Raw genomic sequence first — 24,399 nt, 5'->3', positions numbered from 1 at the left:
TCCGCGATTTCGACACGCGCACTCCCGCACCGTTCCCCGATCTCACCGCGTCTTCACATGATGCGCATTGCCTCCGGGGCAAGCTGACGCTGTTATCCCCAGTATCCGGCATCATGATGAACCTTGTGTGCAACAGGCTCGCTCTGACCTTCTCCGTCCTGGCTCTGCTCGGCTCGGCCTTGACGGGCCTGGCAGGCTGTACCAGACCTGCGCCCGGCACGGCAACCGCGATGCCCGACCCACCGACCGGCGCCCGCATGCGGCCTGATGCCCTGCAAGCCCGCGATGGCACCTTGTTACCCTTGTCCGTCTGGTTGCCCGAGACCCGGGATTCCGCAGCAAACGCCGCCGATGGTGTGGCGGCTGATCGCATCGCGGGCACGATTATCGGGCTCCACAGTTTCGGCGATTACCGCGCCGCCTTCGACCACATCGGCCCCTGGTTTGCCAAGCGCGGCTATGCTTTCTATGCCTGGGACCAGCGCGGCTTCGGCAGTCATGACGACGCGGGCCACTGGCCCGGTCGAGAGCCGCTGGTCAGTGATCTGGAGGATGCCATTACCTTACTGGCAGATCAGCATCCCGGCCCGCTTTATCTGCTCGGCGAAAGCATGGGGGGTGGCGTTGCCATGATCACCCTGGCGGAAAATCCCGCGTTGCCCGTGGATGCCCTGCTTCTGGCCGCGCCATCCGTGCGCGAGGGATTGCGCACCCGTTATCTCTGGAACGCCGGTCTGGCCGTCGGCGCAACCCTGATGCCGGGCCACACCTTCAACCTGACCCGCGACGCTGCAGACCCGCGCTATGCGCCCCATAGCGCCGCGCGGCTGGCGGATGATCCGCAGATACTGCTGCAAGTGCGCATGGACACCTATCGCCAACTGATACGCTTTACCGACTATGCGTCGGACATCGCCCCTGCGCTGCAGCAACCCATCCTGTTGCTGTACGGCGGCCGGGACGACCTGATCCCGGCCGTGTCCATCGCGCGCCTGCGCGAGCATCAGCCCGCGCGACTCAGCTACCGATTCTATCCGGATGCGCCGCACCTGCTGCTGCAAGGCGCCGACTGGCAGCACTATGCCACCGATATGCTGGCCTGGCTGGACCAGACGGCGCCGCGCTCCGACAGCGACGGTTCTGGCCACGCAGCCGACAACACGCGACAATAAATGCCCCCTTGCCTGCGGAACTGTCATGAAAGCCCGCGCATCGCGCCATCCCGTCACCCGTTTCCTGCTCTGGTTTGTCGCCCTCGCCACGGCAGCGGTACTGCTGATGCATCTGTGGTTCGCCGCCTGGCTTGTCTGGTATCGCACTCATCCGCCGCTGGAAACCGCATTCATGGCACAGGAACTCTCGCGCCTCCAGGCAGCGCGTCCGGATTATCGTCTCCGCTATCAATGGGTCGATTACGCGCACATCTCCGTGCACCTCAAACGCGCCGTGCTGGCCGCCGAGGACACCCGCTTCACCGAGCATGGCGGCATTGACTGGGACGGCGTGCGCCACGCCTTCGACCGTAACCGCGCTGCGGGCAGCACCGTCGCCGGCGGTTCCACCATCAGCCAGCAACTGGCCCGCAACCTGTTCCTCTCCGGCCAGCGCTCCTATGTGCGCAAGGCGCGGGAGGCGAGCATCACACTGATGCTGGAACAGGTGCTGGAGAAACAACGGATTCTCGAGTTGTACCTGAATGTCGCGGAATGGGGTGAGGGCGTGTTCGGCGCCGAGGCCGCCGCACAACACATCTTCGGCAAGTCCGCCGCCGAACTGAGTGCCTGGGAGGCGGCCGATCTTGCAGCGCGCCTGCCGCGCCCGCGTTATTACGATACGCACGGGCGCACCGACTGGTTACGCCAGTACAGCGGCATCATCCAGTCACGCATGCACCAGGTTCAACTTCCCTGAGGAACCTCTGGCGTCCCGAAGGGCTCCTACCCATGCTGGCCGATCTCGTGTTGCCGATCACAGGTGACCGTAAACAGTTGGCCTGCCTCTGATTCCTTTTCCAGCCACCGGAGCCCGCCGCTATATGCGTTCGCTGATCTTTCTGTCATGCCTTGCCCTGCTCGCCTGCGGAGACCCGCAGCCCACGTCTGCGCCGCAGACAACGGCACCCGCCACACCGCCCGCAGAGGACGCCGTGGCACAACTTGGCGGCGTCTGGGTCAACAGTGACGCAGATATCATGATTCTGGCGGACGATGGCAGCCTGCACTGGCTGTCGATGGACGCGCTGCAGGGCCTGCACTGGCAGGCCGACAACGGGATGCTGACCCTGCACAGCATCGCGCGAAAGACCGGCAACGCGGTAACGCAGGTCCTGGGCTTCCAGTTCGACGGTGATCAGTTGATGCTTGCGGCGCCGCTCCCGAAGGCCACAGAGGAGGTCACAGAGGAGCCCCCGGAGGAGGCCACAGACGATCCCGCTGAGGACAGGCAAACGCAGCGCTGGCAGCGCCAGCCTGGTGCCGCGGCCAGCGTGACCGGTGAAGTGCGACTGCCCGGGGGCCACAGCCCCCCATCCCAGGCAGTGCTGGCGCTCAGCCTGGAAAAACAATCCTCCGATAGCGCCGACGATGGCGCCATACAGCGGCGCGTCACGCCACTGACGGAGGATAGCGCCTCCTATCGCCTTTACTACGACCCCGCTGCCCTTGATGATGGTGATATATTGCACATTCACGCGTCGATCATTGCTGACGGCACGCCTTATTACGGCGCCCGCGAGCCCGTGCCGCCACCGACACAGGCGGACAATGCGCTGATTCTGGAACTCTCACCGATGGGCCCCGGCCGCAGCAACGGCGCACCGGCACAGTAGGCCGTAACAAATGGCGGAGCAGCGATTTGCGGCTGGCGCAATGTCGGAACATTCGTCACAATATTCGCCGTCTGATTTGCCGCTTGAGTCGGCCACCCTGAAAAATGGAGTCCTTTGATGCAGCGCGCACTGATTATCCGGCATGTGCCTTTTGAAGGGCCGGGCGCCATCGCTACCTGGCTAACCCGTCGCGACATCGATTACCGCGTCATGGATGCCCAGCAGCCTGGCAAATGGCCCGCGCTGGAAGAATTCGACTGGCTGATCATCATGGGCGGGCCGATGAGCGCCCGGGACGACCTCATCTATCCCTGGATGCGGGAAGAAAAAAAACTGATCCGCCAGGCCATGGATGCGGGGCACAAGGTGCTGGGCATCTGCCTCGGCGCACAGCTGATTGCCTCGGTGCTCGGCGCGGATATCCGCCGCAATCCGGAGCGGGAAGTCGGCTGGTTTTCAATCACCCCGACCCGGGACTGCCCGGTGGATGTCACCAGCATGTTTGCCGATTCCCCCCCGGTCCTGCACTGGCATGGGGAAACCTTCACACTGCCGCGCGGTGCGCGCCACCTTTTCTCCAGCGAAGCGTGCGCACAGCAGGGCTTTCTCCACGGCGACACGATCATGGGGCTGCAATTCCACCTTGAAAGTGATGGCGACACCCTCGCCGGCCTGTGCGAGCACTGTGCGGCAGACCTGGCGCCAGGCCCCTGGGTGCAGCCGCAACACAAGGTGCTCGTCTCCGAAGCGGTGCTCGCGGCCACACACCAGCGGTTGTACCGGTTACTGACCTGGTTTGCCGACACCGCCTCCGCGTCAGACAACGCCTGACCTGTTCAGCCCACTGCCACCGCCTGGCGGGGCGCCGCCGTCGCACGCCCGACCGCTGACAGCACGGCCTGCAAGGTGGCAGAGGTGGTGTCATCCGCCAGCGCGGCGGCGCTGAAGATCTCACCATCAACCTGCATGCGCACACAGGCCATGGCGCTGGCGCGCGTGCCCTCGCCCAGAGCCATCTCGTCGAAGGATTCCACTGCAATACGCTGCCCGGCGCGGGCTTCCAGCGCCGATACCAGCGCATCAACCACGCCCTTGCCGCTGGCCGTGAGCTGTTCCGCCACCGCACCATTGCCGACGCGAATACTGGCCTCCACGGTGTCGCCGTCACGGCGCACATCGTAGCCCTGAAGCTGCCAGTTGACCGGGGCATTGAGGTAGTGGGTTTCAAACAGGGCATGAATGGCAGCGCCATCAAGCTCGCCGGCGGATTCCTCCGCCTGGCGCTGCACCACACGGGAAAACTCGATCTGCAACCAGCGCGGCAAGGTGATGCCGAAATCGCGCTCCAGCACATGCAACACGCCGCCCTTGCCCGACTGGGAATTGATGCGCACCACTTCCTCATAACGACGGCCGAGATCGCGCGGGTCGATGGGCAGGTAGGCCACATCCCAGGGTTCGTCCGGTTGCTGTGACACCAGGCATTTGCGGATGGCGTCCTGGTGGCTGCCGGAAAACGCGGTGAACACCAGCTCGCCAGCATACGGGTGCCGGGGATGCGTGCTGATCTCGGTGACCGCTTCCACGGTTTCGGTAATCTCGCGCATGTTGGCAAGATTCAGCCTCGGGTCCACGCCCTGGCTGTAGAGGTTCATGGCCATGGTCACCAGATCCATGTTGCCGGTGCGCTCACCGTTACCCATCAGGGTACCTTCAACACGATCGGCACCCGCCATCACCGCCAGCTCTGCTGCGGCCACCGCGCAACCCCGATCATTGTGGGTGTGCACAGAAATCTGCAGATGCTCGCGCTGCACGATGTTGTCGTTCATCCACTCCACCATGTCGGCGAAGACATTGGGCGAGCTGACCTCGACAGTGGCGGGCAGGTTGATGATGACCGGCTGCCCCTGCGCGGGCTGCCACACATCCACCACCGCATTCACGACCTCGGCGGCCACATCCAGTTCGGTACCGGTAAAGCTCTCCGGCGAGTACTGGAACACCCACTGGGTGTCCGGTTGCGCCGCCGCATGCCGGGCGACGGTTTGCGCCCCGTGCACGGCGATGTCGCGCACCCCGGCAACATCCATGCGGAACACCCGCTCGCGCTGGGTGCGCGAGGTGGAGTTATACAGATGCATGACTGCCCGGCGCGCGCCGCGCAGCGCCTCGAAAGAACGCGCAATCAATTCGTCCCGGGCCTGGGTCAGCACCTGAATGGTGACATCCTCGGGAATACGGTCCTGCTCAATGAGCGCCCGCACAAAATCGAAATCCGGCTGCGAGGCAGCGGGGAAGCCGACTTCGATTTCCTTGAAGCCGATGCTCACCAGCAGGTCGAACAGACGCATCTTCTGGGCCACGGTCATGGGCTTGACCAGCGCCTGGTTACCATCGCGCAGATCCACGGCGCACCAGTGCGGGGCCTTGCCGATAACCTGATCCGGCCAGCGACGCTGCGGGCGCGCTGGCGGGGTGAAGGGCTGATACTTGCGATGATCGAACGCCATCTGTCGAACTCCCGGGGATCGTTTGAGGACTGTCTGGAAAGTGTCTGGTCGGAAAATATGCCCGGGCCTGGCCACCGGATAGGTATGGGGCCCGGGGAGCCGCCGCAGGCTTGTGGCCGCGACGACAGAACCATTGTATGCGCGCCCTTGCGCAATGTGTTTGCCAAGTTGCCGCCATATCGCCCTATAATGGGTAATCATTGCCAGAATCACAGATTCTCAGCAATAAATAATCACTTATGGGAATGCCATGGCAAACCAACCGCACAAACTTGATCGCTACGACCGCCAGCTGCTGCGCGCACTGCAAGAGGATGGCGGCCTGACCAATCTGCAACTGGCGGAGCGCGTCGGCCTGTCGCCCTCGCCGTGCTCGCGGCGCGTCCAGAAACTCGAGGACGCCGGCATCATCCTGCGGCGGGCCGCGTTGCTGGACCAGAAAGCGCTGGGCCTGGATCTCACCGCGATCATCCAGATCAGCATGGACCGCCATACGCCGGAGCGTTTCGAACACTTCGAAAACACGGTGCGGGGCTTTGAAGAGGTGCAGCAGTGCTATCTGGTCACCGGGCAGGATGCGGATTATCTGCTCAAGGTTGCGGTGCCCGACATGGATGCCTATCAGCAGTTTCTGCTCAACAAGGTGACCCGCATCGAGGGCGTCAGTGGTGTGCACTCCAGCTTCGTGATGCGCAAGGTGGTGGATACCACAGCCCTGCCGCTGGGCTATCTGGCGCAATCCTGACGCCGAGGCCAAGGCAGGGACCGGGACAAGCGCCCGGCGCTGCGGCCAATGGCGCAAGCGCCACCATGGCTACACTGTCGCCCGCCTTTGCAACGCCTCACAGGTCACCTTCATGCTCTCAGCACTGCGCCACCGTTACCAGAACGCCCGGGACTGGCTGCGCCGGCCTGCGGATCTGATACAGGCCAACCGCACCCCGTTCGAGGTCATCTTCAGCGACGACATCGTCAGCCTGCGCTACTACCCGCCGCTGACCGACGAGCACATCATCGTCAACGGTGAAACCCTGCCTGTGACACAGACCCGGCAGCCGATCCCGCTGGTGCTGGTCACCCCGCTGGCGGCCAACACCCTGCTTTACGATCTGTTCGAGGATCGCAGCCTGGTGCGTTATCTGCGCGCCCGGGGCTTCGAGGTGTATCTGATTGACTGGGGACGGCCGCGCCGTCGGCACGATGCGTGGACGCTGGAAACCTATTTCGCTGACTGGCTGCCAAAGCTGCTGGCGGAGGTGCGCCAGCACAGCGGCAGCCAGAAGCTGGCGCTGCATGGCTGGAGCTTCGGCGCGCTGTTCAGTTATTGCTATACCGCGCTGGGCGACGATCCCGATATCGCCGCCCTGTCACTGATCGGCGCGCCCGGCGACTATCACGCCAACGGCGCCCTCGGCGTGCAATATCAGCGCCTGTCCCGCCAGTTGCGCGGACTCAAGCGCCGCACCGGGCGCCACGTGCATCAGCTGCCTGCGGCCCTGCTGCGCTCACCGGGCTGGGTCAATGCACTGAGCTTCAAGGCGGTCACGCCGGTGTCCACGCTCAAGGGGTATCTGGACCTGCTGCGCAATCTGGATGACCGGCAATACGTCAGCAACCACGCCACCAACGCCGCGTTTCTGGACGACATGTTTGCCTACCCCGGCGCCGTGATCCAGGACATCGTGCGTCATCTGTGGACCGACAACTGCGTCGCTCGGGGGCGTTTGCCCATGCGCCATCAGCGTGGCGATCTGGCCAGCGTTTCCACACCGGTGCTGTTGATCACGGGGCGCCAGGACACCATCGTGACGGCGGATTGCAGCCTTGCACTGCGCCAGCAGATGCCTGCTGCCGCGATCACGCATCATGTCGTCAAAGGCGGGCACATGGGTATTCTGGGGGGCAGCAATGCGCCGGTGGATAACTGGCCGGTGGTGGCAGACTGGCTGGCGAACATCGGCAAGGCGGCCCACGCCGAGAGCGGTGCGGCAACATCCGACGCGACGTCTGACGTTGCCTGAATAAACCCGAGCACTACTCACGGCAAGAGCGCCGAGCGCAGCAGAGAGAGCGAATCAGGCGGACTGATCGCCCGACGACTCGCTCTCTTCTTCCTCTGCGGCCCGCGCAGCCGCAGCCAGCTTCTCTGCCTCTGCGGCGCGCAGTTCCTTGAGTTTCTGCTCCGCCATGCGATTGGCAATGATCACGATCACTGCAGGGACGAAGAGAATGCGCCCCATCAACGCCACCAGCCCCAGCAGCGCGAACCCGATACCCCATGCCGGGCTGCGCACGACGAACATCAGCATGCCGGTGAATACCAGCGTCGTCAGCGCCGACACGCTGAACGCGATAAACACGGAGCGGGCCAGGTCCGGCGGCAGGGTGACGTAACCGCCAAGCGCCGCCAGAATAATCAGCCCCAGCAGAATGCACACCACAAATACCGTGAGCATGGCTCTGCGTCGCAGGGTGACAAGCTGAATCAGGCGCTGATTTTCAGTCATGGCGGTCTCTCGTGTCAGGCAGGCATGTGAAGTAAAAACAGGCGCCATGATACCCCGGAAGCCCGGCCGGGTCAGCCGCGCCCGAGCAAGCCCGCCAGCAAGTTGGTCACCGGTGACAGCAATTCCAGAATCTCACCCAGCGGCGTCAACGCATACTGGTCCAGATGAAACGCCACTTCCCGCGTTACAGACAACAGGCCTGCGGAGAGAAACTGGCCAGGCAGCACCGCCGTATCGCCTGCATCTTCAGAAAACATATCCAGCAGCAGCACGTCACGCGCGACCGTATCCAGCACCGCCTGAAGATGACCGACCAGCGTGGCGACGCCCGCGCTGGAATCCAGATTCACCACATCCGCCAACGCCAGCGCCGCCCCCTGGGACACGGTGCCCAGCACACGGGTAATACCGGCGAGCACCGGCACTTCCGCCGTCTGTGTGCCGACGCCTTCCAGAATATTCTCGATGTTGCGGGACAATTGCAGCAGCGGGCCGGCGATCAACACCAGGTCTTCCCGCACGGAACCGCCCTCTTGGCCCGGCTCCCGATCCATGCCGCCAACACCATTGGCGAGCAGTGCAAACGCCGTACCCAGTTGATCGAACGGCGCCGGGAATTCTGACGTGTCGATCCCGCTGAGCACATTGGCCGCTTCGATCACGGACAGCAGACTCTGCTCGGCCGCATCCTCGTCATCGCCGCCCAGCAAGGACGCCATGCTGTCCAGGCTGTTGAACAGCACGTCCAGACCACCCACCAGTGCGGAGATGGCTTCCTGCTGGGGCCCCTCCGGCAGTTCCGTCACAGCAAGATTAAGGCCCGATGTCAGTGCTGATTGAAAGGCCTGCAAAGGACCGCTGAAAGACGGATCGAAGCCGGTGCTATCGCCGGCCAGTTCCTGCAGCGCCGGGCCGATGAACGGCACGGAAGAAAACCGGTTCGGTGTCTGCATGCCGGCCAGCGGCTGCTGGTCGTAACAGTGGCGGTATGCCGGAACCAGCACATCATTCGCCACGATGCCCAGACCGGCCTCGTCCTCAGGATCGACAACGTAGGCTTCCGTGCAGAGTTGCGCGGGTCGCCCCAGCGCAGGCACCGCATCGACCGCTTCCATCCAGAAGAAGCCATATACATCACCCCGCTGAAAATGCGCAGGGTTGCGCGATTCATCCGTCAGGCCTCGTGTCTTGCCCGCAGCGCCGCTGACGACAAACTCGGTGCGCCCGCAGCGCGCCACGGGTTTCAGCTGCTGCAGATCGTGGTCATGCCCCGACATGTAGAAATCGGCCTGATCACAGATGCCTTCCTCGAGGAAGTCGCGCCAGCGCTGGCCTGCCAGCACCGGCAGCAAGGCACCGGGGATACCGTCGTAATTGCCCGCGTTACCGTGCAGACCATTCGAGATGTAAGGGTGATGCGCCATGGCAACACGAAAGGTTGCCGGCGATTGACGAATACCTTCTTTGGCCCAGGACAGCTGCTGCAAACCATAACGCTGGTAGGAATAATTGAAATTGGCGTCAGCAAAACCACCGGCAATCTGATTCGAGTCCAGACCAAAGAATTCAATCAACGGCTCGCCGTTGGCATTCTCGCCCCAGCTGAACCGATAGTAGCGGTCCGGCATCTGCCAGCGATCCGTCATCCGATCAGCACGAAAGTGGTAATCCACCTGGAATTCACCACGGGCATTGCCTGCACCATCACCACCAATAAAGCCGGTGTTATCGTGATTGCCCAGAATCATGTAGAACGGCAGCTCGACCGGCTCGAAGGGCAGCTCGAATTTTTCCTCGAACTGTTCATCGTAGACGTGCGTGACGCCGGACTCGTAGATGTTGTCCCCGAAGCCCAGCACGAATTCGCAGCCCGGCATGGCCTGATCATCGAGACCGGCTTTACGCTCACATACCTCGGCCATGGCACGGGCCACGGCATAGTGCTGCGGCGATCCGGTGCCGGAATCTCCCATGGCGATGAAGCGCACACGCGCCGGCGATTCGCCACCAGTCGGCGGCGACGTGTCAGGCGGCGTAACGCCCGGCGGCGTGGTGGCTGTCCCTCCCACGGAGGAATCACCTCCGCAGGCGGCCAGCATCAATGCCGCCAACAATACACTCGAGACGGGTAGCACAGGCTTCATGACAGGATCTCCGGCGTGGACGGGTTATTCAGCGCAGTGCGCAGGGTACGTGGTCGTGATAGCGGTGGATCACGCACGAGGCGACTGCTGCCGCTGTCCACTTTCATGCTCTTGGTGCGTGACAGGTCGAGCTGCCCGCGCTGATCAAAATCCGTGATGCTGCGCACGTAGTACCATTCCGCCTGCGCGCGCTGCCGGTTCACATCCATCAGGACAAAGCCGCGGGACTTCCCCTCGAAGTAGCGGATATGCGGATTGACCAGGGGCAGTGCGATGCCAGCCAATTCCGACAGCCCTTCCGGAAACCCCGGTGAGGTCACCGACGGCGTCACGAACTCGGCCGCCAATGGCTGTGCAAACAGCTCGCCGGTAATCGGTACCGGATTACGGTAGACCTCACTGGCCCAGGAGCTGTGGATATCGCCGGTGAGGATCACGACATTATCAATGGCCTGATCCCGGATGTGATTGAGTAGCCGCAAGCGTTCTGCCGCATAGCCATCCCACTGGTCCATATTGATCGCCGAAAGATTACCGCGCAGTTCAGGCACCCGCGGGTCAATGGCAGGAATCTCTGCAATATTGATCTGCGCAAACATGACCTGTTGACCGATCACGCGCCAGCGCGCCGACGAGTCGGCCAGGCCATCGCGCAGCCATTGTGACTGGGCCTCACTGATCATGCGTCGGCTGGCGCTGTTGCGGGCCGGATCAAACGGCACGGATAAAGGTTCATCGCGCCCTTCCAGCCGCGTATCAAGCATGAACAGATCAATCAGATCACCGAAACGGAAATCACGCCATATCCGCTCGATGTTGCCCGGTGTCTGCTCGCGGATTGGCAGCCATTCGAAGTACGCCTGCTGTGATGCAGCCTTGCGCGGCGCCCAATCGCCTTCCGTGGCGACCTGATGATTCTCGGCACCACCGATCCAGCTGTCATTGGCGCTCTCGTGATCGTCCCAGACGCAGATCATGGGGAACTGCTGATGCGCGCGCTGCAGATCCGTGTCGGTACGATACTGGGCGTAACGCGCGCGGTAATCCGCCAGCGAAATGATTTCCCGGGGCGGCAACGGCTCACGATCAGGAAAATTGCCGTACTCGCCCGGGCCGTACTCGTAAATGTAATCGCCAAGATGCAACACGAAATCCAGATCACTCTGCTCGGCAACAGCGCGATAGACGGAAAACAGACCGAAGGCATAATTCGAGCAGGACACCACGGCAAACCGCGCCCGATCCACGAACCGACCGGCAGCCGGGAAAGTGCGGGTGCGGCCCACCGGCGAACGCTGATTACCCACTGAAAACTGATAGTAGTACCAGCGGTCCTGTTGCAGCCCGGTGGCATCCACCTTGACGCAGTAATCCCGTTCGGGCCGCGCTTGCGCCTGGTATTGCCTGACCGTCTGCGTCATGCCGACATCGTGGGCCACGGTAACGGTGACCGGCACCACCGGTTGCTCATGAGGCGCGGTATTCTGTGGCGTCACGCGCGTCCACAACATGACCCTGTCCGACAGCGGATCACCGGAGGCAACACCGTGCTCGAACGCCACGGGCTGCTCTGTGCCACGCGGTACATCCGGCGTCGCCAGATCACCGGATGTGCTGCCCCCGCAACCGGTTACTGCCGCTGCCGATACAGCGGCAAGCCCCTTCAATACCGTACGCCGGTCGTCGTTCATGAATTGTTGTTCCCCTCAGGTGATCGCTGTGCGCTATGCTATGCCCACCGAGTTGGAACGAACGTATCAATAACGTTACTTTAGGTAGCTGCAATGAAAATCCTTGTACAGCGTATAGCGGTTACATTTGTCATTCTGATGGCGGCCGCATGTCAGAAACATGAACCCGACTGGGCGCAGCTGATCAGCGCAGAACTTGCAAGACAGGAAGCCCATGAGCGCGCCCCTCGGCACGCACGCATCGTGGGCGTTGATCAATGTCGTGCGACACAGCAGGGCGATATCGCCAGCGTGCGCTGCCAACTGGAAGCCGAGATGCTGATCAGCCGCAGCGAACTGGAAGCGCGCCACGGCAGCGCCGCAGAAAGCATCACCGTTGCCGAAATGACGCATCGCTTCGGCGACTTCGAGAAAGGCGAACGCAAAAGCGTGCCGCTGACTGCGGTGTTCATGCTTCTGGATGGTGAATGGCAGATGCAGCCTTGAGATGCTGCGGGGCGTGCTACACTGCGGCGTTCTTGCACGCCTGCCTTACACGCCTGCTCGCAAAAACCCGGGCGCAATAAATAAACGGAGCCTTCAGTGACGCATCAGCATCCCGTTCTTCCTGCCGTCGAGATCGAGCCGCAACATCGCGACGCCGACGCTGCCATTATCTGGCTGCATGGCCTCGGCGCAAACGGCCATGATTTTGAACCCATCGTGCCGGAGCTTCGGCTCCCGTCATCCATCGCCGCGCGTTTCATCTTTCCTCACGCACCGGAAATTCCGGTCACGGTAAATGGCGGCATGCGCATGCCCGCCTGGTATGACATCAAGGCCATGGATCTGGAGCGTGTCGTGGACGAAGCGCAGTTGCTGGAATCCGCGCGCCGCACCACAGACCTCATCGAGCGGGAAATCGCACGCGGCATCGACAGCCGCCGCATCATCGTGGCCGGTTTTTCACAAGGCGGCGCGGTGGCCTACCACGCCGCCCTCACGTTTGAAAAACCCCTGGCAGGCCTGATGGCGTTATCCACCTATCTGGCCACGCCGGACATCACGCGCCCCAGCGACGCCAACCGGCGCTTGCCGGTGCGCATCTATCACGGCAGCGCCGACCCCATGGTGCCCATGATGCTGGGCGAGCGCGCCGCCGTGCAGTTGCGGGAAATGGGGCTGGAGCCCTCGTGGCAAAGCTACCCCATGGGGCACGAGGTCTGCCTGCCACAGATTCGCGATATCGCGGGCTTTATCACGCAATGCCTGAATGCCTGAAGGGTGCGTACTGTCATGATCCTGACCCAGATCAAAAAAAGCTGCGATAGCCGTTGCTGCACCACGCACGCCGGAACACCATGGGTTTAAAGCGCCGCCCAACAGGCCCCTATCATGCACAGCATCGCCAACCCAAGCGCCCGCGCCTGGCTCGCCTCGCCCCTGATGGCGACGCTGCTGTGCTGGAGCCTGCTGGTCTGTCCCACCCTGGGGCTGGCAGCCAACATACTGCCGCCACACGCTGAAACACTGAGCACACACCCGCCGGGCTGCCCGCTTGCTGCAGATAATGCGATGCCTGGAACTGAAAGTGATTGCTATCCCTGTCAGGCCGCTGAGCAAATACCGGCCGAGCTCGAGCAGAGCGCACATCAGCCTGCGAGCGTCCTCCACGGCGACGCGCTGCCCGCTCATCCCGCGCGGGCACAGCCGGATCAAGCCATCCAGCCGCGCCATGGCCCACCCTTTTATCTGATGAACCAGGCCTTCCTGATTTGAACAGGGCCCGCCAACGGCTGCGCCTTTGTTCTTTGCTATTCAGGAATACCTCTCATGCAACAGACTGTCTTCGCGACCCGCCGGGTTGCTGCCAGACCACCCACCGCCGTCGGCCACCGCCGGCGACTGTTGGCACTGCTGCTGTGCTTCGGTCTGCTGTGGCCTGCGCCAGCCACCGCAGACACAACAACGCCAGAATCACTACATGCGGACGCCTCGCTCAGCGAGATGGTGCGCTACGCATACCACCATCATCCGCGCCTGCAGGCCAGTCAGGCGCTGGTGGGCGCCGCCGCAAGTCGCGGCCAGCGCGAGGCGGCCTGGCCCGATCCGATGCTCGAGCTGAATCAGGGCCTGCGCGAATCCGGCAACCAGAGTCTGGCTGTGACTCAATCCATCCCGTTGTGGGGAAAGCGCGGACTGACACGCCAGCGCGCCGACCATGAGGTCGATGCGGCCCGCGCCACGCTGCATGCCAATCAGTTAGCGGTCGAGCGTGAGCTGCGTCGCGCCTGGATCGACTATGCCTGGAGTCAGGCCGCTGAGGCGCTGATTGGCGAACAATTGTCCCTGCTGACCCAACTGACCGAGCAGACCCGGCGCCGTTATGAAGCCGGTCGCAGTGACCTGCCAGCGCTGCTGCGGCTGCAGAATGAGCAGGCACGGCTGGCTAACGAACAACAGGCGCTGCGCAGCCAGCAGCAGGCCGCACACTCCCGGCTGGCCTCTGCCCTGGCTATCGACAGCGCGGCACTGGGTCATCCCGCTACCACCTTGCCCGCCCCGCCCATACCGCCCGACGACACAGCGCCACTGCTGACCTCACTGACCGAGCACAATCCGCAACTACATGCTCTGCGTCACCAGATCGACGCGCGCGCCCGTGGCCAGCAACTGGCCGACCGCGCCGGCCGGCCGGATCTGAAACTGGGTCTGGAGTACATGCGCCAGGACATGATGCCCCGGGACGAGCTGGCGCTGATGGTCGGCATCCAGTTGCCCCTGCAGCGTGGCCGTTACCGCGCCCAGCGCACGGAAGCCGACGCCCTGCATCGCGCCAGCCACTGGCAGTTGCAGGAACAACAGCAACGGCTGGCGGCAGACCTGGAGATTGCGCTGTTCAACCTGCAACAGGCCGCGCGCACCGCCCACCTCTACCAGGACAGCCTGCTGCCACGCGCAGAACAGGCACTGGCCGTGACCGTGACCGCCTGGCAGGCCGGGCAAGCCAGTTTCGCCGACCTGATTGCCAGCCAGCGTGAGCTCCTCGGCCTTGCCCTCGGTCACCAGCGTGCCCTGGCCGACGCCTTCAGCTATCAGACCGACATCGACGTCCTGACCGGTCGTTCGCTGCTGACACATCACGGAGAGACACCATGAAACGCCTCCTGCAGCCACTGCCACTGACTTTGCTGGCGCTGCTCACCACCGGCCTCGTACCCGCGGCCAGCAGCGATGATGCGCACCACCAGCACGCGGCGCCCGCCAGCCCCGTGCCCGGTAGCAGCCTCCTGCCAGCGAGCGCGGCCCGGCAGCAATACACCTGTGCCATGCATCCGCAGGTACGGCTTGACGACGCCAACGCCCGCTGCCCGATCTGCGGCATGCAACTGGTGCCGGTCAGAACGGCAGACCACACCACCGAGCATGAGGCAACAGACACCGCACTGGTGCTCGATGACCGCGCCCAGGCGCTGATGGCACTGCGCACCGCGCCAGCCCAATACCTGAGCCTGTCCCGCCAGCTCTCGCTGGCCGGCCGCATCGGCTATGACGAGCAGCGGCTGCGCACCCTGACGGCCCGCTTTCCGGGCCGCATCGAGCGGCTCTACGTCACCAGTGCCGGCGCCCATATCGACAGCGGCACCCTGTTGGCCAGCGTCTACAGCGCCGAGTTGATGGCCGAGCAAGAGGCCCTGCTGCAGACCGCCCGGGCAGCGCGCCAGCAAGGCGACAGCAACCTGCAGAACGCCGCCCGACAACGACTGCGCCTGCTGGATATCGACAACGCCACCATCGACGCCATCCTCGCTGCGGGACGCCCCCGCCAGCACCTGCCGGTCCATGCACAACAGGCGGGCACCGTTATCGAGCAACTGGTGCGCGAGGGCGACTACGTCAGTACCGGCAGCCCCCTGTACCGGCTGGCCGATCTGTCGCGAGTGTGGGTGCTGCTGGAGGCGTACGAACAGGATCTGGCCGGCCTGACGCCCGGCGTCAACGCCGAGGTTGAGATCGACGGCCTGCCGGGCAGCCGCTTCAATGCTCGCGTGACACTGGTGGAGCCTATGCTCGACGAGCGCCGCCGTACAGCACGCGTGCGGCTGGCGCTGGACAATCCGGACGGCGTATTGCGGCCGGGCATGCTGGCCCGGGCACGGCTGTCGCTCCCGCAACCGGCGGCCGTGGTGATTCCGCGCAGTGCGCCGCTGCTCACCGGCCGTCGCGCCCTGGTCTATGTCCGCACCACCGAAGAGCCCGCCACGTTTGAGCCACGTCAGGTCACGCTCGGCGCCGAAGTCGGTGACTACTACATCGTGCTGGACGGTCTGGAGGCGGGTGAAACACTGGTGACCGAGGGCGCCTTCCGTCTCGACAGCGAACGGCAGATTCGCGGCTTGCCCAGCATGATGGCGCCGACCGGCGGACGCGGAGGGGAACATGTCCACTGACGGCCGCGGCCCGCTCAACGCACTGATCCATTTCTGCCTGACACGCAAGCCCGTGGTCTTGCTGGCGACACTGCTGCTGATCGGCACCGGCATCGCCGTGGCGCCGTTTGACTGGGATACCGGCCTGCCACGCTCGCCGGTGCCGGTGGATGCCATTCCCAACCTGGGCGAGAACCAGCAAATCGTGTTTGCCGACTGGCCCGGCCGCTCGCCACGGGATGTCGAGGACCAGTTGACCTATCCGCTGTCGGTAACCCTGATGGGGGTGCCGGGCGTCAAGGATGTGCGCAGCCTGTCCATGCTCGGCTTCAGCTCGATTGCCGTGATCTTTGACGACAACATCGACTTCTACTGGTCGCGGGCGCGCCTGCTGGAAAAGCTCAACAGCTTGCCATCCGGCACCCTGCCCGACGGCGTGCAGCCGGCATTGGGGCCAGACGCCACCGCGCTCGGCCAGGTCTACTGGTATACCCTCGAAGGCCGCGACCCGGACGGCCAGCCCACCGGCGGCTGGGCGCCGCACGAACTGCGCAGCCTGCAGGACTGGTATGTGCGCTTTGCGCTGCTGGCCGCTGAAGGCATCAGTGAGGTGGCGTCGCTGGGCGGCCATGTGCGGGAGTACCAGATCGATCTCGACCCGGAGGCCCTGCAGGTCCATGGCATACCACTGTCCGCCGTATTGAATGCCGTGCGCCGCAGCAATCTGGACATGGGCGCCCGCACCACCGAGATCAACGGTGTCGAGTACCTGGTGCGCGGCGTCGGCTTCATCCGCTCGCTGGAGGATATCGAGCAGGCCGTCGTGCGACCGGGGCCCGATCAGACACCGCTGCGTATTCGCGATATCGCCCATGTCACGCTGGGCCCGGCCGACCGCCGGGGCGCGCTGGACATCAACGGCGCCGAAGCGGTTGGCGGCGTGGTCACGGTGCGCGAGGGCTACAACCCGATGCAGGCGATCCACAATACCCGGGAACGCATTGACACGCTCAGCACCGGCCTGCCGGCACGCGCTGTGATCGACTGGCAGACCACCCGCCCCGAAGACGTGCGCCGCTTTGCCACCGCGCAGCAATTACCGGTGGACCAGAGCTGGCAGCACACGGCCGATGACGAGGCCTGGTTGCAGTGGCTGCGCAGCCACCCGCGCAGCGAGTGGCCGTCCTGGCTGACCCTGAGCCAGGTCACCCTGGTGCCCTTCTACGACCGCACCCACTTGATCCAGGAAACGCTCGGCACCCTGAACGACGCGCTGACCCAGCAACTGCTGGTCACCGCAGTGGTCGTGCTGGCACTGCTGATGCATCTGCGCACGGCCATGGCGGTCGGACTACTGCTGCCACTGGCCGTACTGATGAGCTTCATCGCCATGCGTCTGTTCGGCATCGATGCCAATATCGTTGCCCTGGCCGGCATTGCTATCGCCATCGGCACCATCGTCGACATGGGCATCATCGTCGCCGAGAACATTATTCGCCGCACCCGGGACCACCCTGACGAGTCGCTGTACGAACAGGTGCTGCAAGGCACACAGGAAGTGGGGTCAGCGGTCATCACCGCTATTGCCACCACGGTGATCAGCTTCCTGCCGGTATTCACGATGACCGGCGCCGAAGGCAAACTGTTCACGCCGCTGGCCTGGACCAAGACCTTCGTGCTGCTGGCGGCGGTCATCCTGACCCTGACGCTGGTGCCGACGCTGCTGCAGCTGCTCTTGCGTTTCGATGCGGCGCGCCGCCGCGGTCTGACACTGGCACTGGTGGCCATCCCCCTGCTGGCGCTGGCGCTTCACTACAGCTGGCTGTGGCTCCTGCTGACCACACTGGCCCTGGCGGCGATGGCGTTCTGGCAGCTGCGCGGCAGCCCGCTGCCGGCGGCCCTGCGTCCGTATGCCGGGCGGCTGCCAGCGCTGGCCTGCATCCTGGTGCTGCTGGTGGTATTGGCCCTGGTCTGGGAGCCTCTCGGCCCGGCGCCCGGCATGCTGCGCAACATTCTGTTTATCCTGCTGCTGTTTGCCGCCCTCCTCGGCCTCCTGTGGCTGTTCATGATGTGCTACCCGGCGCTGCTGCGCTGGGCGCTGGTGCACAAGGGCGTCTTTCTGCTGCTCCCGGCAGCGGTCGTGCTGGCTGGCACGCTCAGCTGGATCGGGTTTGATCGCACGCTGGCGCCACTGGCCAAACCGTTGGCGGCAGTGGGTCTGGAACTGCGCCACAGCACGCCGTGGCAGGCGGCCAGCCGCACCTTGCCCGGGCTCGGACGCGAGTTCCGCCCTGCGCTCGACGAAGGCAGCTTCCTGTGGATGCCCAGCACCATGCCACACGCCGCCATCAGCGAAGTGCTGGACGTGATGACGCGGCAGAATCAGGCGATCAGCGCCATACCGGAAGTAAAACTGGCGGCCGGCAAGCTCGGTCGCATGGACAGCGCCCTCGACCCGGCGCCACTGTCGATGATCGAAACCATCATCCAATACCACAGCGAGTACCGCACTGACGCGCAAGGACGGCGCATCAACTTTCGCTATGACCGGCACAGCGACAGCTTCGAGCGCGACGCGACGGGCGCCTTGATCCCGGACCGGCGCGGGCGCCCCTACCGTCAGTGGCGCGATCATATCCGCTCGCCGGACGACATCTGGCACGAGATTGTTGCCGCCGCCGAGTTACCCGGGGTGATTCCGGCACCGAAGCTGCAACCGATCGAAACCCGGCTCCTGATGCTGCAGACCGGCATGCGCGCCAGCATGGGTATCAAGCTGAGCGCACCAGATCTGGATACGCTGGAGCAGATGGCCAACCTGTTTGAATCACTGCTGCGCGACGCACCGGGTATCCTGCCGGAGACGATCAACGCCGACCGGGTGGTGGGCAAGCCCTACCTGGAAATCGTACCGGATCGCCGCACCATCGCCCGCTACGGGCTGGCCATGCAGGATGTCCAGGAGGCCATCGCGCTGACCGTCGGCGGCCAGCGTGTCACGCAAACCGTCGAGGGGCGCGAACGGTATCCGGTGCGCATCCGCTACGCGCGCGAACAACGCAATACCCTCGAGCAGCTGGCGCGAGTGCTGATCGATACCGGCGACGGCAACCGCGTGCCGCTGGGCCAACTGGCACAGATCAACTACGTGCGCGGTCCGCAGATGATTCGCGCCGAAAACACCTTCCTGACGGCCTACGTCACCTTCGGCGGGCAACCGGCGCTGGCAGAAGTGGACATCATCGAGGGCGTGCAGGATTACCTGGCGCAGCGCATCAACAGCGGCGACGTGCATATCCCGACCGGCGTGAGCTATGCGTTCGCTGGCGAGTACCAGCATCAACTGCGCGCCACACGCACCCTGCAACTGGTGATACCGGTCTCGCTGCTGCTGATCTTCCTGATCCTGTACCTGCAGTTCCGCAGCACCGTCACGGCCTTGATCGTGTTCAGCGGCATCGCCATTGCCTGGGCGGGCGGCTTCATCATGCTGCACCTGTATGGCCAGAGCTGGTTTGCCAACTTCGCCGTATTTGGCGTCAACATGCGCGACCTGTTCCAGCTGCAACCGATCAATCTCAGCGTCGCCGTCTGGGTCGGCTTCCTGGCCGTGTTTGGCATCGCGGTCGACACCGGCGTGGTCATGGCTACCTACCTGACACAGCGCATGCGCGCGACACCGCCGGACAGTGTCGCCGCCGTACGCGCTATCGCCATGGAGGGCGGCATGCGACGCCTCCGCCCGGCAGTGATGACCATCGCCACCACCATTCTGGCCCTGCTACCGGTCCTCAGTGCCAGCGGCCGGGGTGCTGACCTGATGATCCCGATGGCAATTCCCTCGGTCGGTGGCCTGCTGTTCGTCCTGCTCAACCTGATCACGGTGCCGGTGCTCTACGCCTGGCACCAGGAGTTCCGCCTGCTGCGCCGGCCTGCGCCGGCCTCAATCAAGGAGGTGTCACCATGAGTCCCACATCGACTGCGGCCGACCGGCGTCTGCTCTTTGCCGGCGCTCTGTTCGCGACCCTGTTACTGCTGGCCTGGCTCAGCCATGGTCGCGGCATTATTCGCGATGACCCGCAACGCAATATCGTCATCCCGCAGCAGCTGCTGATGCCACTGACCCTGCAGGCGGCCTACAACGAAGAGGAAATCTGGTTCCGCTACCGCTGGCCCGCAGAACGTCCTCACATCGCCATGGACATGCTGCGCTTCGACGGCCAGCACTGGCAGCGCCACGGCACCAGCCCGGTCGGCCAGGACCCGGATGGCCTCTATGAAGACCGCCTGACGATGCTGGTCGACGACGGCCGGGTCGCAGAATTCCGCCTGTTCGGCGGTTACATCACCGCCCATGGCGGCCAGCGCTTCATGTCCGACGCGGTCGATGCCGCCAACGTGCGTGCCCACCCTCACCTCGGCGCCACTCTGGGCGCCAGCGATGTGCGCAAGTATCTGCCAGCAACCCGCCAGGCCCCGCATGACTGGGACGCACTGGTGGATGCCGACACCCTGGCCCGCCAGCGCCAGGCCGGCTATTTCCTCGATCTCTGGCACTGGCGCGCGCACCGCTCCAACCCGGTCGGCATGGCCGATGACCAGCATGTGGCCGAATACCGCCTGAACGACAGCGGCCGCGGCACCTTCAGCAGCAATCAGGACAGCGATACCGGCCTGCCACACTTCATGTTCGATCCGTCCCTCGGGCAACCGGCGCTGCGCTGGTCTGAAATCACCACCACCACCGATTTCGACAGCCGTTATTTCCTGTCCCGCGATCAGGCGGTGCCGTTCGACCCGCAGCACCCCTGGCAAGTCGGCGATACCCTGCCACGACTGCTGCTGCAGCATGCCGACGGCTCGCGCGGCGCGATCCGCGTTGTCGGTTCAGCGCGCTGGCAGGACGGACACTGGGAACTGGTGCTGGCGCGGGCGCTGGACACCGGCTTTCCGCTGGAAGACAAGATATTGCACGACCAGGGCAGCTATGACCTCGCCGTCGCTGTGCATCGCGATGCCAGCGGCAGCCGCTGGCATTACGTTTCTCTGCCGTTCCAGCTCGGTCTCGGCCGCGACGCGACACTGCGCGCCGACCGCTTCGCCGGCAGTGCACCGGACTGGTCACAGCGATCGAGTCTCGAATTGACCCTGTTCTACCCCGGCCAGGTGACCTATGCATCGCTGCTGTCCCGCCGCCATGCCGGCGCCAAGGCCATGCGCCAGGGTATCCCGGCGCGGGCGCGCCACAGCGAGCAGCAGTTGGCCCATTACGCGGTCGAAGGCGAATTCCGCCAGCAGATCACCCGCCAGTGGTTGTGGACTCTGAGCGCCGGGCTGCTGCTCATCGTCGGCTTTGCCGCCACCCTGTTCAGCCTGCTGCCGCGCCCGGCAAGGAGCACCTCATGAGCGCCTATCACGCCCTGCTGTCCCATTTCCCTGTGGCGCTGTGGATCACGGCGACCCTGATCATCGTCTGGCGCAGCCTGTCCGCGGCGACACTGGCACAGGCCGCAGCACGTCTTTTGCCGCTGCTGCTGCTGTGGGCAGCGCTGATGGGATTGATCACCTTCAGCGCCGGGCTGCTGATCTGGCCGCTGGAAGCCGTCAGCGCCTCACCGCTGGCGCGCAACCACCTGCTCGCCGCCAGCTGGACGCTGGCCTATTGGGTGCTGCTGCTGGCGCTTTGCTGGCGTGGCGGCAACCTGATCTGGCACGGCAGCTGGCGGCTGCTGATGCCGGCACTGGCGCTGATCGGCGTCACGCTGCTCGGCGTCACCGGCGCCCTCGGCGGCCATCTTATCGGCAATCCAACCATGATCGGCAGCCTGCTGCGCGCCCTCGGCTGGGAGATCTACACCACTTTTTATCTGCCCGGCTGGATGCTGGTGCTGACGCTGGCCGGCGCGCTGCTGTTTCTCGGCCTGGCCTGGCTCTGGCGCCCGCGACCAACGACCACCACGCGGGGAGGCCCTCAACCATGAGCACGGACACGGTCACCAACACAGACACCAGCACAGACACCGCCCAACTGCAGCTGAACGTACCCGGCATGGGCAGCGATCACTGCGCCGGTATCATTCGCCGCACGCTGGAGCGGCTCGACGGCGTGCTCAGTATCAGCACCAATATCGCCAGCCACCGGGTCACCGTGGACATCGATAAACAGCGCACCGATGCCGACACGATACGCCAGGCGGTGGAGCAGGCCGGGTACGCGGTGGCGGCGCTGCATGACGAGACCGTGGATGCCGAGGAAGACGTGGCCGTGGATCTGGCCTATCTGGCGCAGGCGCGGCGACGCCTGTGGATCGCGGCGGTGCCGGCAACGCTGATCATGCTGATCATGGTCCCGCACATGTTCTGGCAGCCGCTGCCCGGCTATCTCGTGCTGGTCGCCCTGCTCGCCTTCCCGGTGGTATTTCTGTATGGCGGTGCCGCCACCCACAAGGCCGCCTGGCGCTCGCTGCGAAACCGTCAGGCGAACATGGACGTGCTGATCTCGCTTGGCAGCCTGCCGCCTTACTTTATCGGCTTGATCGGCTTCGTTTATCCGATGACCTCCTTCATGGAGATGGCCGCCACCATCATGACTTTCCACCTGCTCGGCCGGTATCTGGAGGCACGCGCCAAGGGCAGCGCGTCGCAGGCGATCCGACGCCTGCTCACCCTTGGCGCCAAAACCGCAAACATCGAGCGTGACGGCAAAGAGCAGCAGATCAGCGTGCGCGAGCTTGTACCCGACGACATCATGATTGTGCGCCCCGGCGACCGCATCCCGACCGACGGCGAGGTCATCGACGGCGAAAGCCATGTGGATGAATCGCTGGCCACAGGCGAATCCGTGCCGGTCTACAAGCAGGTCGGCGACAGTGTGCTCGGCGCCACCGTCAACAAGGAAGGACGGTTACGTGTGCGGGCAACGCGTGTTGGCGACGATACCTTCCTGGCACAGGTCATTCGGCTGATTGATGAAGCCCAGGGCTCACGCGTGCCGATCCAGGAGTTTGCCGATCGTATGACCGGGCGTTTTGTGCCCCTGGTGATACTGACCGCGCTGGCCAGCCTGACGCTGTGGCTGGTGGCCGGCGAGGCGATGCGTCCCGTGCTGGTGTGGGGCGCGACGTTTCTGCCCTGGGTCAATGCCGAGGCGGGCACCGGCACGGTGGCCATCATCGCAGCCATCGCCGTGCTCGTGATTGCATGCCCCTGTGCGCTCGGCCTGGCCACGCCCACCGCGCTGATGGTCGGCGCCGGCATCGGCGCCGAGCGCGGCATCCTGATTCGCTCTGGCGAGGCCATCCAGACCTTCAAGGACGTCAAGGCGATCGTGCTGGACAAGACCGGCACCATCACCCGCGGCGAACCCACGCTGATCCAGGTCACACCGGCCGCCGGCATCGATCACGACACCCTGCTGCAGCTGACGGCGACCGTCGAATATGCCTCGGAGCATCCGATTGCCCGGGCCATTGTCGACGGCGCCCGGGCACAGAGCATCACGCCCGGGCAGGTGACACAATTTCGTTCTCTCGGCGCGCGCGGCGTTGCCGGCCAGGTGGATGCGCACGAGGTGCTGATCGGCAATCGCGCCTTGCTGGCGGAGCACGGCATCAGCGGCCTCGACGCCCTGGATGAACAGCTGGCCGAACTGGAATCGCGCGGCTGCACCGTCGTGCTGGTCGCCCGCAACGGTCAGGCACTCGGCCTCGTAGCGGTGGCCGACACAGTGAAGGATGACTCCGCCGCCGCCATTGCCGCCATGCATCGCCTCGGCCTGCACGTCGTGATGATCACCGGCGATAACGAACGCGCCGCCCGGGCGGTCGCGCGCCAGGTCGGCATCGATGAAGTGCGCGCCGGTGTCTTGCCCGAAGGCAAGGTCGCCGCCATCCGCCAGTTGCAGGAGACCTTTGGCCCACACGTTGCCATGGTGGGCGACGGTATCAATGATGCGCCGGCGCTGAAGCAGGCCAATGTCGGCATCGCCATCGGTGCTGGCGCCGATGTGGCCATCGAAGCCGCAGACGTGACCCTGGTACGCGGCGAACTCAGCGGGGTGGTCGAGGCCATGCGCCTGTCACAGGCCACCTTCCGCAAGATCGTCGAGAACCTGCTCTGGGCCAGCGGCTACAACGCCGCCGCCATTCCCGTCGCCGCCCTCGGACTGCTGCACCCCATGATCGGCGTTATTGCCATGACCGCCAGTTCGCTGTCGGTGATCGGCAATTCGCTGCTGCTCCGGCGCCGCTTCCGGTCGCCGAACCACTCTTCCCAACTACAGTCCCGACTACAGTAATGACCAGGAGAA

At 64.4% G+C, this 24,399-nt stretch carries 19 protein-coding genes; 15 read left to right on the top strand and 4 right to left on the bottom strand.

The annotated features are described in order from the left end of the window. Nucleotides 1-230: 230 nt before the first annotated feature. The 4 genes from K8B33_RS09620 (at nt 231) to K8B33_RS09605 (ending at nt 3,658) form a co-directional block, all read left to right on the top strand. Nucleotides 231-1,172 (top strand): alpha/beta fold hydrolase, encoded by a 942-nt coding sequence (locus tag K8B33_RS09620; RefSeq protein WP_223425899.1) that lies wholly within the window; start codon nt 231-233, stop codon nt 1,170-1,172. Nucleotides 1,173-1,197: 25 nt separating this feature from the next. Beyond that, a complete protein-coding gene (gene mtgA / locus K8B33_RS09615) occupies nt 1,198-1,911 on the top strand; it encodes a monofunctional biosynthetic peptidoglycan transglycosylase (RefSeq protein WP_223425897.1) in 714 nt (237 codons plus the stop codon). Nucleotides 1,912-2,035: 124 nt separating this feature from the next. After that, nucleotides 2,036-2,827, top strand: a complete 792-nt coding sequence (locus tag K8B33_RS09610) for a hypothetical protein (RefSeq protein WP_223425895.1) — start codon at nt 2,036-2,038, stop codon at nt 2,825-2,827. 117 nt (nt 2,828-2,944) lie between these two features. Continuing rightward, nucleotides 2,945-3,658: a type 1 glutamine amidotransferase gene (locus K8B33_RS09605; RefSeq protein ID WP_223425893.1), complete on the top strand. Its 714-nt coding sequence runs from the start codon at nt 2,945-2,947 to the stop codon at nt 3,656-3,658. A gap of 5 nt (nt 3,659-3,663) precedes the next feature. On the opposite strand, the gene K8B33_RS09600 is transcribed toward K8B33_RS09605, so the two are convergent. Further along, nucleotides 3,664-5,340, bottom strand: coding sequence for a 2-isopropylmalate synthase (locus K8B33_RS09600; RefSeq protein ID WP_223425891.1), 1,677 nt, complete (start codon nt 5,338-5,340; stop codon nt 3,664-3,666). Nucleotides 5,341-5,590: 250 nt separating this feature from the next. On the opposite strand from K8B33_RS09600, the gene K8B33_RS09595 reads away from it, so the two are divergent. Continuing rightward, a complete protein-coding gene (locus K8B33_RS09595; RefSeq protein ID WP_223425889.1) occupies nt 5,591-6,085 on the top strand; it encodes an Lrp/AsnC family transcriptional regulator in 495 nt (164 codons plus the stop codon). A 112-nt stretch (nt 6,086-6,197) separates the two neighbouring features. Continuing rightward, a complete protein-coding gene (locus K8B33_RS09590; RefSeq protein WP_223425887.1) occupies nt 6,198-7,361 on the top strand; it encodes an alpha/beta fold hydrolase in 1,164 nt (387 codons plus the stop codon). Between the two features lie 54 nt (nt 7,362-7,415). Here the strand turns inward: K8B33_RS09590 and K8B33_RS09585 are convergent, their stop codons facing one another. From K8B33_RS09585 to K8B33_RS09575, 3 genes are all read right to left on the bottom strand, one after another. After that, nucleotides 7,416-7,847 carry a hypothetical protein gene (locus tag K8B33_RS09585; RefSeq protein WP_223425886.1) on the bottom strand — a complete coding sequence of 144 codons (432 nt, stop codon included), beginning with the start codon at nt 7,845-7,847 and terminating at the stop codon, nt 7,416-7,418. Nucleotides 7,848-7,918: 71 nt separating this feature from the next. Continuing rightward, nucleotides 7,919-9,991: a metallophosphoesterase gene (locus K8B33_RS09580; RefSeq protein ID WP_223425885.1), complete on the bottom strand. Its 2,073-nt coding sequence runs from the start codon at nt 9,989-9,991 to the stop codon at nt 7,919-7,921. Then, complete coding sequence (locus K8B33_RS09575) at nt 9,988-11,682, bottom strand: alkaline phosphatase D family protein (protein ID WP_223425884.1); 1,695 nt, start codon at nt 11,680-11,682, stop codon at nt 9,988-9,990. Before K8B33_RS09575 ends, K8B33_RS09580 begins: the two co-directional genes overlap by 4 nt. A gap of 93 nt (nt 11,683-11,775) precedes the next feature. Here K8B33_RS09575 and K8B33_RS09570 point away from each other — a divergent pair, with 93 nt between their 5' ends. From K8B33_RS09570 to K8B33_RS09530, 9 genes are all read left to right on the top strand, one after another. Continuing rightward, the gene (locus tag K8B33_RS09570; protein WP_223425882.1) at nt 11,776-12,168 is read left to right on the top strand and encodes a hypothetical protein; all 393 of its coding nucleotides are present in this window, start codon (nt 11,776-11,778) and stop codon (nt 12,166-12,168) included. A gap of 96 nt (nt 12,169-12,264) precedes the next feature. Beyond that, nucleotides 12,265-12,942: an alpha/beta hydrolase gene (locus K8B33_RS09565; RefSeq protein ID WP_223425881.1), complete on the top strand. Its 678-nt coding sequence runs from the start codon at nt 12,265-12,267 to the stop codon at nt 12,940-12,942. A 114-nt stretch (nt 12,943-13,056) separates the two neighbouring features. Beyond that, complete coding sequence (locus K8B33_RS09560) at nt 13,057-13,440, top strand: hypothetical protein (RefSeq protein WP_223425880.1); 384 nt, start codon at nt 13,057-13,059, stop codon at nt 13,438-13,440. A gap of 54 nt (nt 13,441-13,494) precedes the next feature. Next, nucleotides 13,495-14,820, top strand: a complete 1,326-nt coding sequence (locus tag K8B33_RS09555) for a TolC family protein (RefSeq protein WP_223425879.1) — start codon at nt 13,495-13,497, stop codon at nt 14,818-14,820. After that, the gene (locus tag K8B33_RS09550; protein ID WP_223425878.1) at nt 14,817-16,112 is read left to right on the top strand and encodes an efflux RND transporter periplasmic adaptor subunit; all 1,296 of its coding nucleotides are present in this window, start codon (nt 14,817-14,819) and stop codon (nt 16,110-16,112) included. Before K8B33_RS09555 ends, K8B33_RS09550 begins: the two co-directional genes overlap by 4 nt. Continuing rightward, a complete protein-coding gene (locus K8B33_RS09545; RefSeq protein WP_223425877.1) occupies nt 16,102-20,058 on the top strand; it encodes an efflux RND transporter permease subunit in 3,957 nt (1,318 codons plus the stop codon). The genes K8B33_RS09550 and K8B33_RS09545 overlap by 11 nt, the downstream gene beginning before the upstream one ends. After that, nucleotides 20,055-21,497 (top strand): ethylbenzene dehydrogenase-related protein, encoded by a 1,443-nt coding sequence (locus K8B33_RS09540; protein WP_223425875.1) that lies wholly within the window; start codon nt 20,055-20,057, stop codon nt 21,495-21,497. The genes K8B33_RS09545 and K8B33_RS09540 overlap by 4 nt, the downstream gene beginning before the upstream one ends. Then, nucleotides 21,494-22,072, top strand: a complete 579-nt coding sequence (locus K8B33_RS09535) for a hypothetical protein (protein ID WP_223425873.1) — start codon at nt 21,494-21,496, stop codon at nt 22,070-22,072. Before K8B33_RS09540 ends, K8B33_RS09535 begins: the two co-directional genes overlap by 4 nt. Beyond that, the gene (locus K8B33_RS09530) at nt 22,069-24,387 is read left to right on the top strand and encodes a heavy metal translocating P-type ATPase (RefSeq protein ID WP_223425871.1); all 2,319 of its coding nucleotides are present in this window, start codon (nt 22,069-22,071) and stop codon (nt 24,385-24,387) included. The genes K8B33_RS09535 and K8B33_RS09530 overlap by 4 nt, the downstream gene beginning before the upstream one ends. Nucleotides 24,388-24,399: the final 12 nt, after the last annotated feature.

Source organism: Alcanivorax limicola (genome assembly GCF_019931215.1).
In the GTDB taxonomy this organism is placed as follows: domain Bacteria; phylum Pseudomonadota; class Gammaproteobacteria; order Pseudomonadales; family Alcanivoracaceae; genus Isoalcanivorax; species Isoalcanivorax limicola.
Note: the sequence above shows the minus strand (reverse complement) of the source record. Positions and strands in the feature narration are given on the sequence as shown.

What these genes read in the sequence shown, in the direction of transcription:
- K8B33_RS09620 (WP_223425899.1), top strand. Translation starts at nt 231, where the DNA reads ATGCCCGACCCACCGACCGGCGCCCGCATGCGGCCTGATGCCCTGCAA.
- mtgA (WP_223425897.1), top strand. Translation starts at nt 1,198, where the DNA reads ATGAAAGCCCGCGCATCGCGCCATCCCGTCACCCGTTTCCTGCTCTGG.
- K8B33_RS09610 (WP_223425895.1), top strand. Translation starts at nt 2,036, where the DNA reads ATGCGTTCGCTGATCTTTCTGTCATGCCTTGCCCTGCTCGCCTGCGGA.
- K8B33_RS09605 (WP_223425893.1), top strand. Translation starts at nt 2,945, where the DNA reads ATGCAGCGCGCACTGATTATCCGGCATGTGCCTTTTGAAGGGCCGGGC.
- K8B33_RS09600 (WP_223425891.1), bottom strand. Translation starts at nt 5,340, where the DNA reads ATGGCGTTCGATCATCGCAAGTATCAGCCCTTCACCCCGCCAGCGCGC.
- K8B33_RS09595 (WP_223425889.1), top strand. Translation starts at nt 5,591, where the DNA reads ATGGCAAACCAACCGCACAAACTTGATCGCTACGACCGCCAGCTGCTG.
- K8B33_RS09590 (WP_223425887.1), top strand. Translation starts at nt 6,198, where the DNA reads ATGCTCTCAGCACTGCGCCACCGTTACCAGAACGCCCGGGACTGGCTG.
- K8B33_RS09585 (WP_223425886.1), bottom strand. Translation starts at nt 7,847, where the DNA reads ATGACTGAAAATCAGCGCCTGATTCAGCTTGTCACCCTGCGACGCAGA.
- K8B33_RS09580 (WP_223425885.1), bottom strand. Translation starts at nt 9,991, where the DNA reads ATGAAGCCTGTGCTACCCGTCTCGAGTGTATTGTTGGCGGCATTGATG.
- K8B33_RS09575 (WP_223425884.1), bottom strand. Translation starts at nt 11,682, where the DNA reads ATGAACGACGACCGGCGTACGGTATTGAAGGGGCTTGCCGCTGTATCG.
- K8B33_RS09570 (WP_223425882.1), top strand. Translation starts at nt 11,776, where the DNA reads ATGAAAATCCTTGTACAGCGTATAGCGGTTACATTTGTCATTCTGATG.
- K8B33_RS09560 (WP_223425880.1), top strand. Translation starts at nt 13,057, where the DNA reads ATGCACAGCATCGCCAACCCAAGCGCCCGCGCCTGGCTCGCCTCGCCC.
- K8B33_RS09555 (WP_223425879.1), top strand. Translation starts at nt 13,495, where the DNA reads ATGCAACAGACTGTCTTCGCGACCCGCCGGGTTGCTGCCAGACCACCC.
- K8B33_RS09550 (WP_223425878.1), top strand. Translation starts at nt 14,817, where the DNA reads ATGAAACGCCTCCTGCAGCCACTGCCACTGACTTTGCTGGCGCTGCTC.
- K8B33_RS09545 (WP_223425877.1), top strand. Translation starts at nt 16,102, where the DNA reads ATGTCCACTGACGGCCGCGGCCCGCTCAACGCACTGATCCATTTCTGC.
- K8B33_RS09540 (WP_223425875.1), top strand. Translation starts at nt 20,055, where the DNA reads ATGAGTCCCACATCGACTGCGGCCGACCGGCGTCTGCTCTTTGCCGGC.
- K8B33_RS09535 (WP_223425873.1), top strand. Translation starts at nt 21,494, where the DNA reads ATGAGCGCCTATCACGCCCTGCTGTCCCATTTCCCTGTGGCGCTGTGG.
- K8B33_RS09530 (WP_223425871.1), top strand. Translation starts at nt 22,069, where the DNA reads ATGAGCACGGACACGGTCACCAACACAGACACCAGCACAGACACCGCC.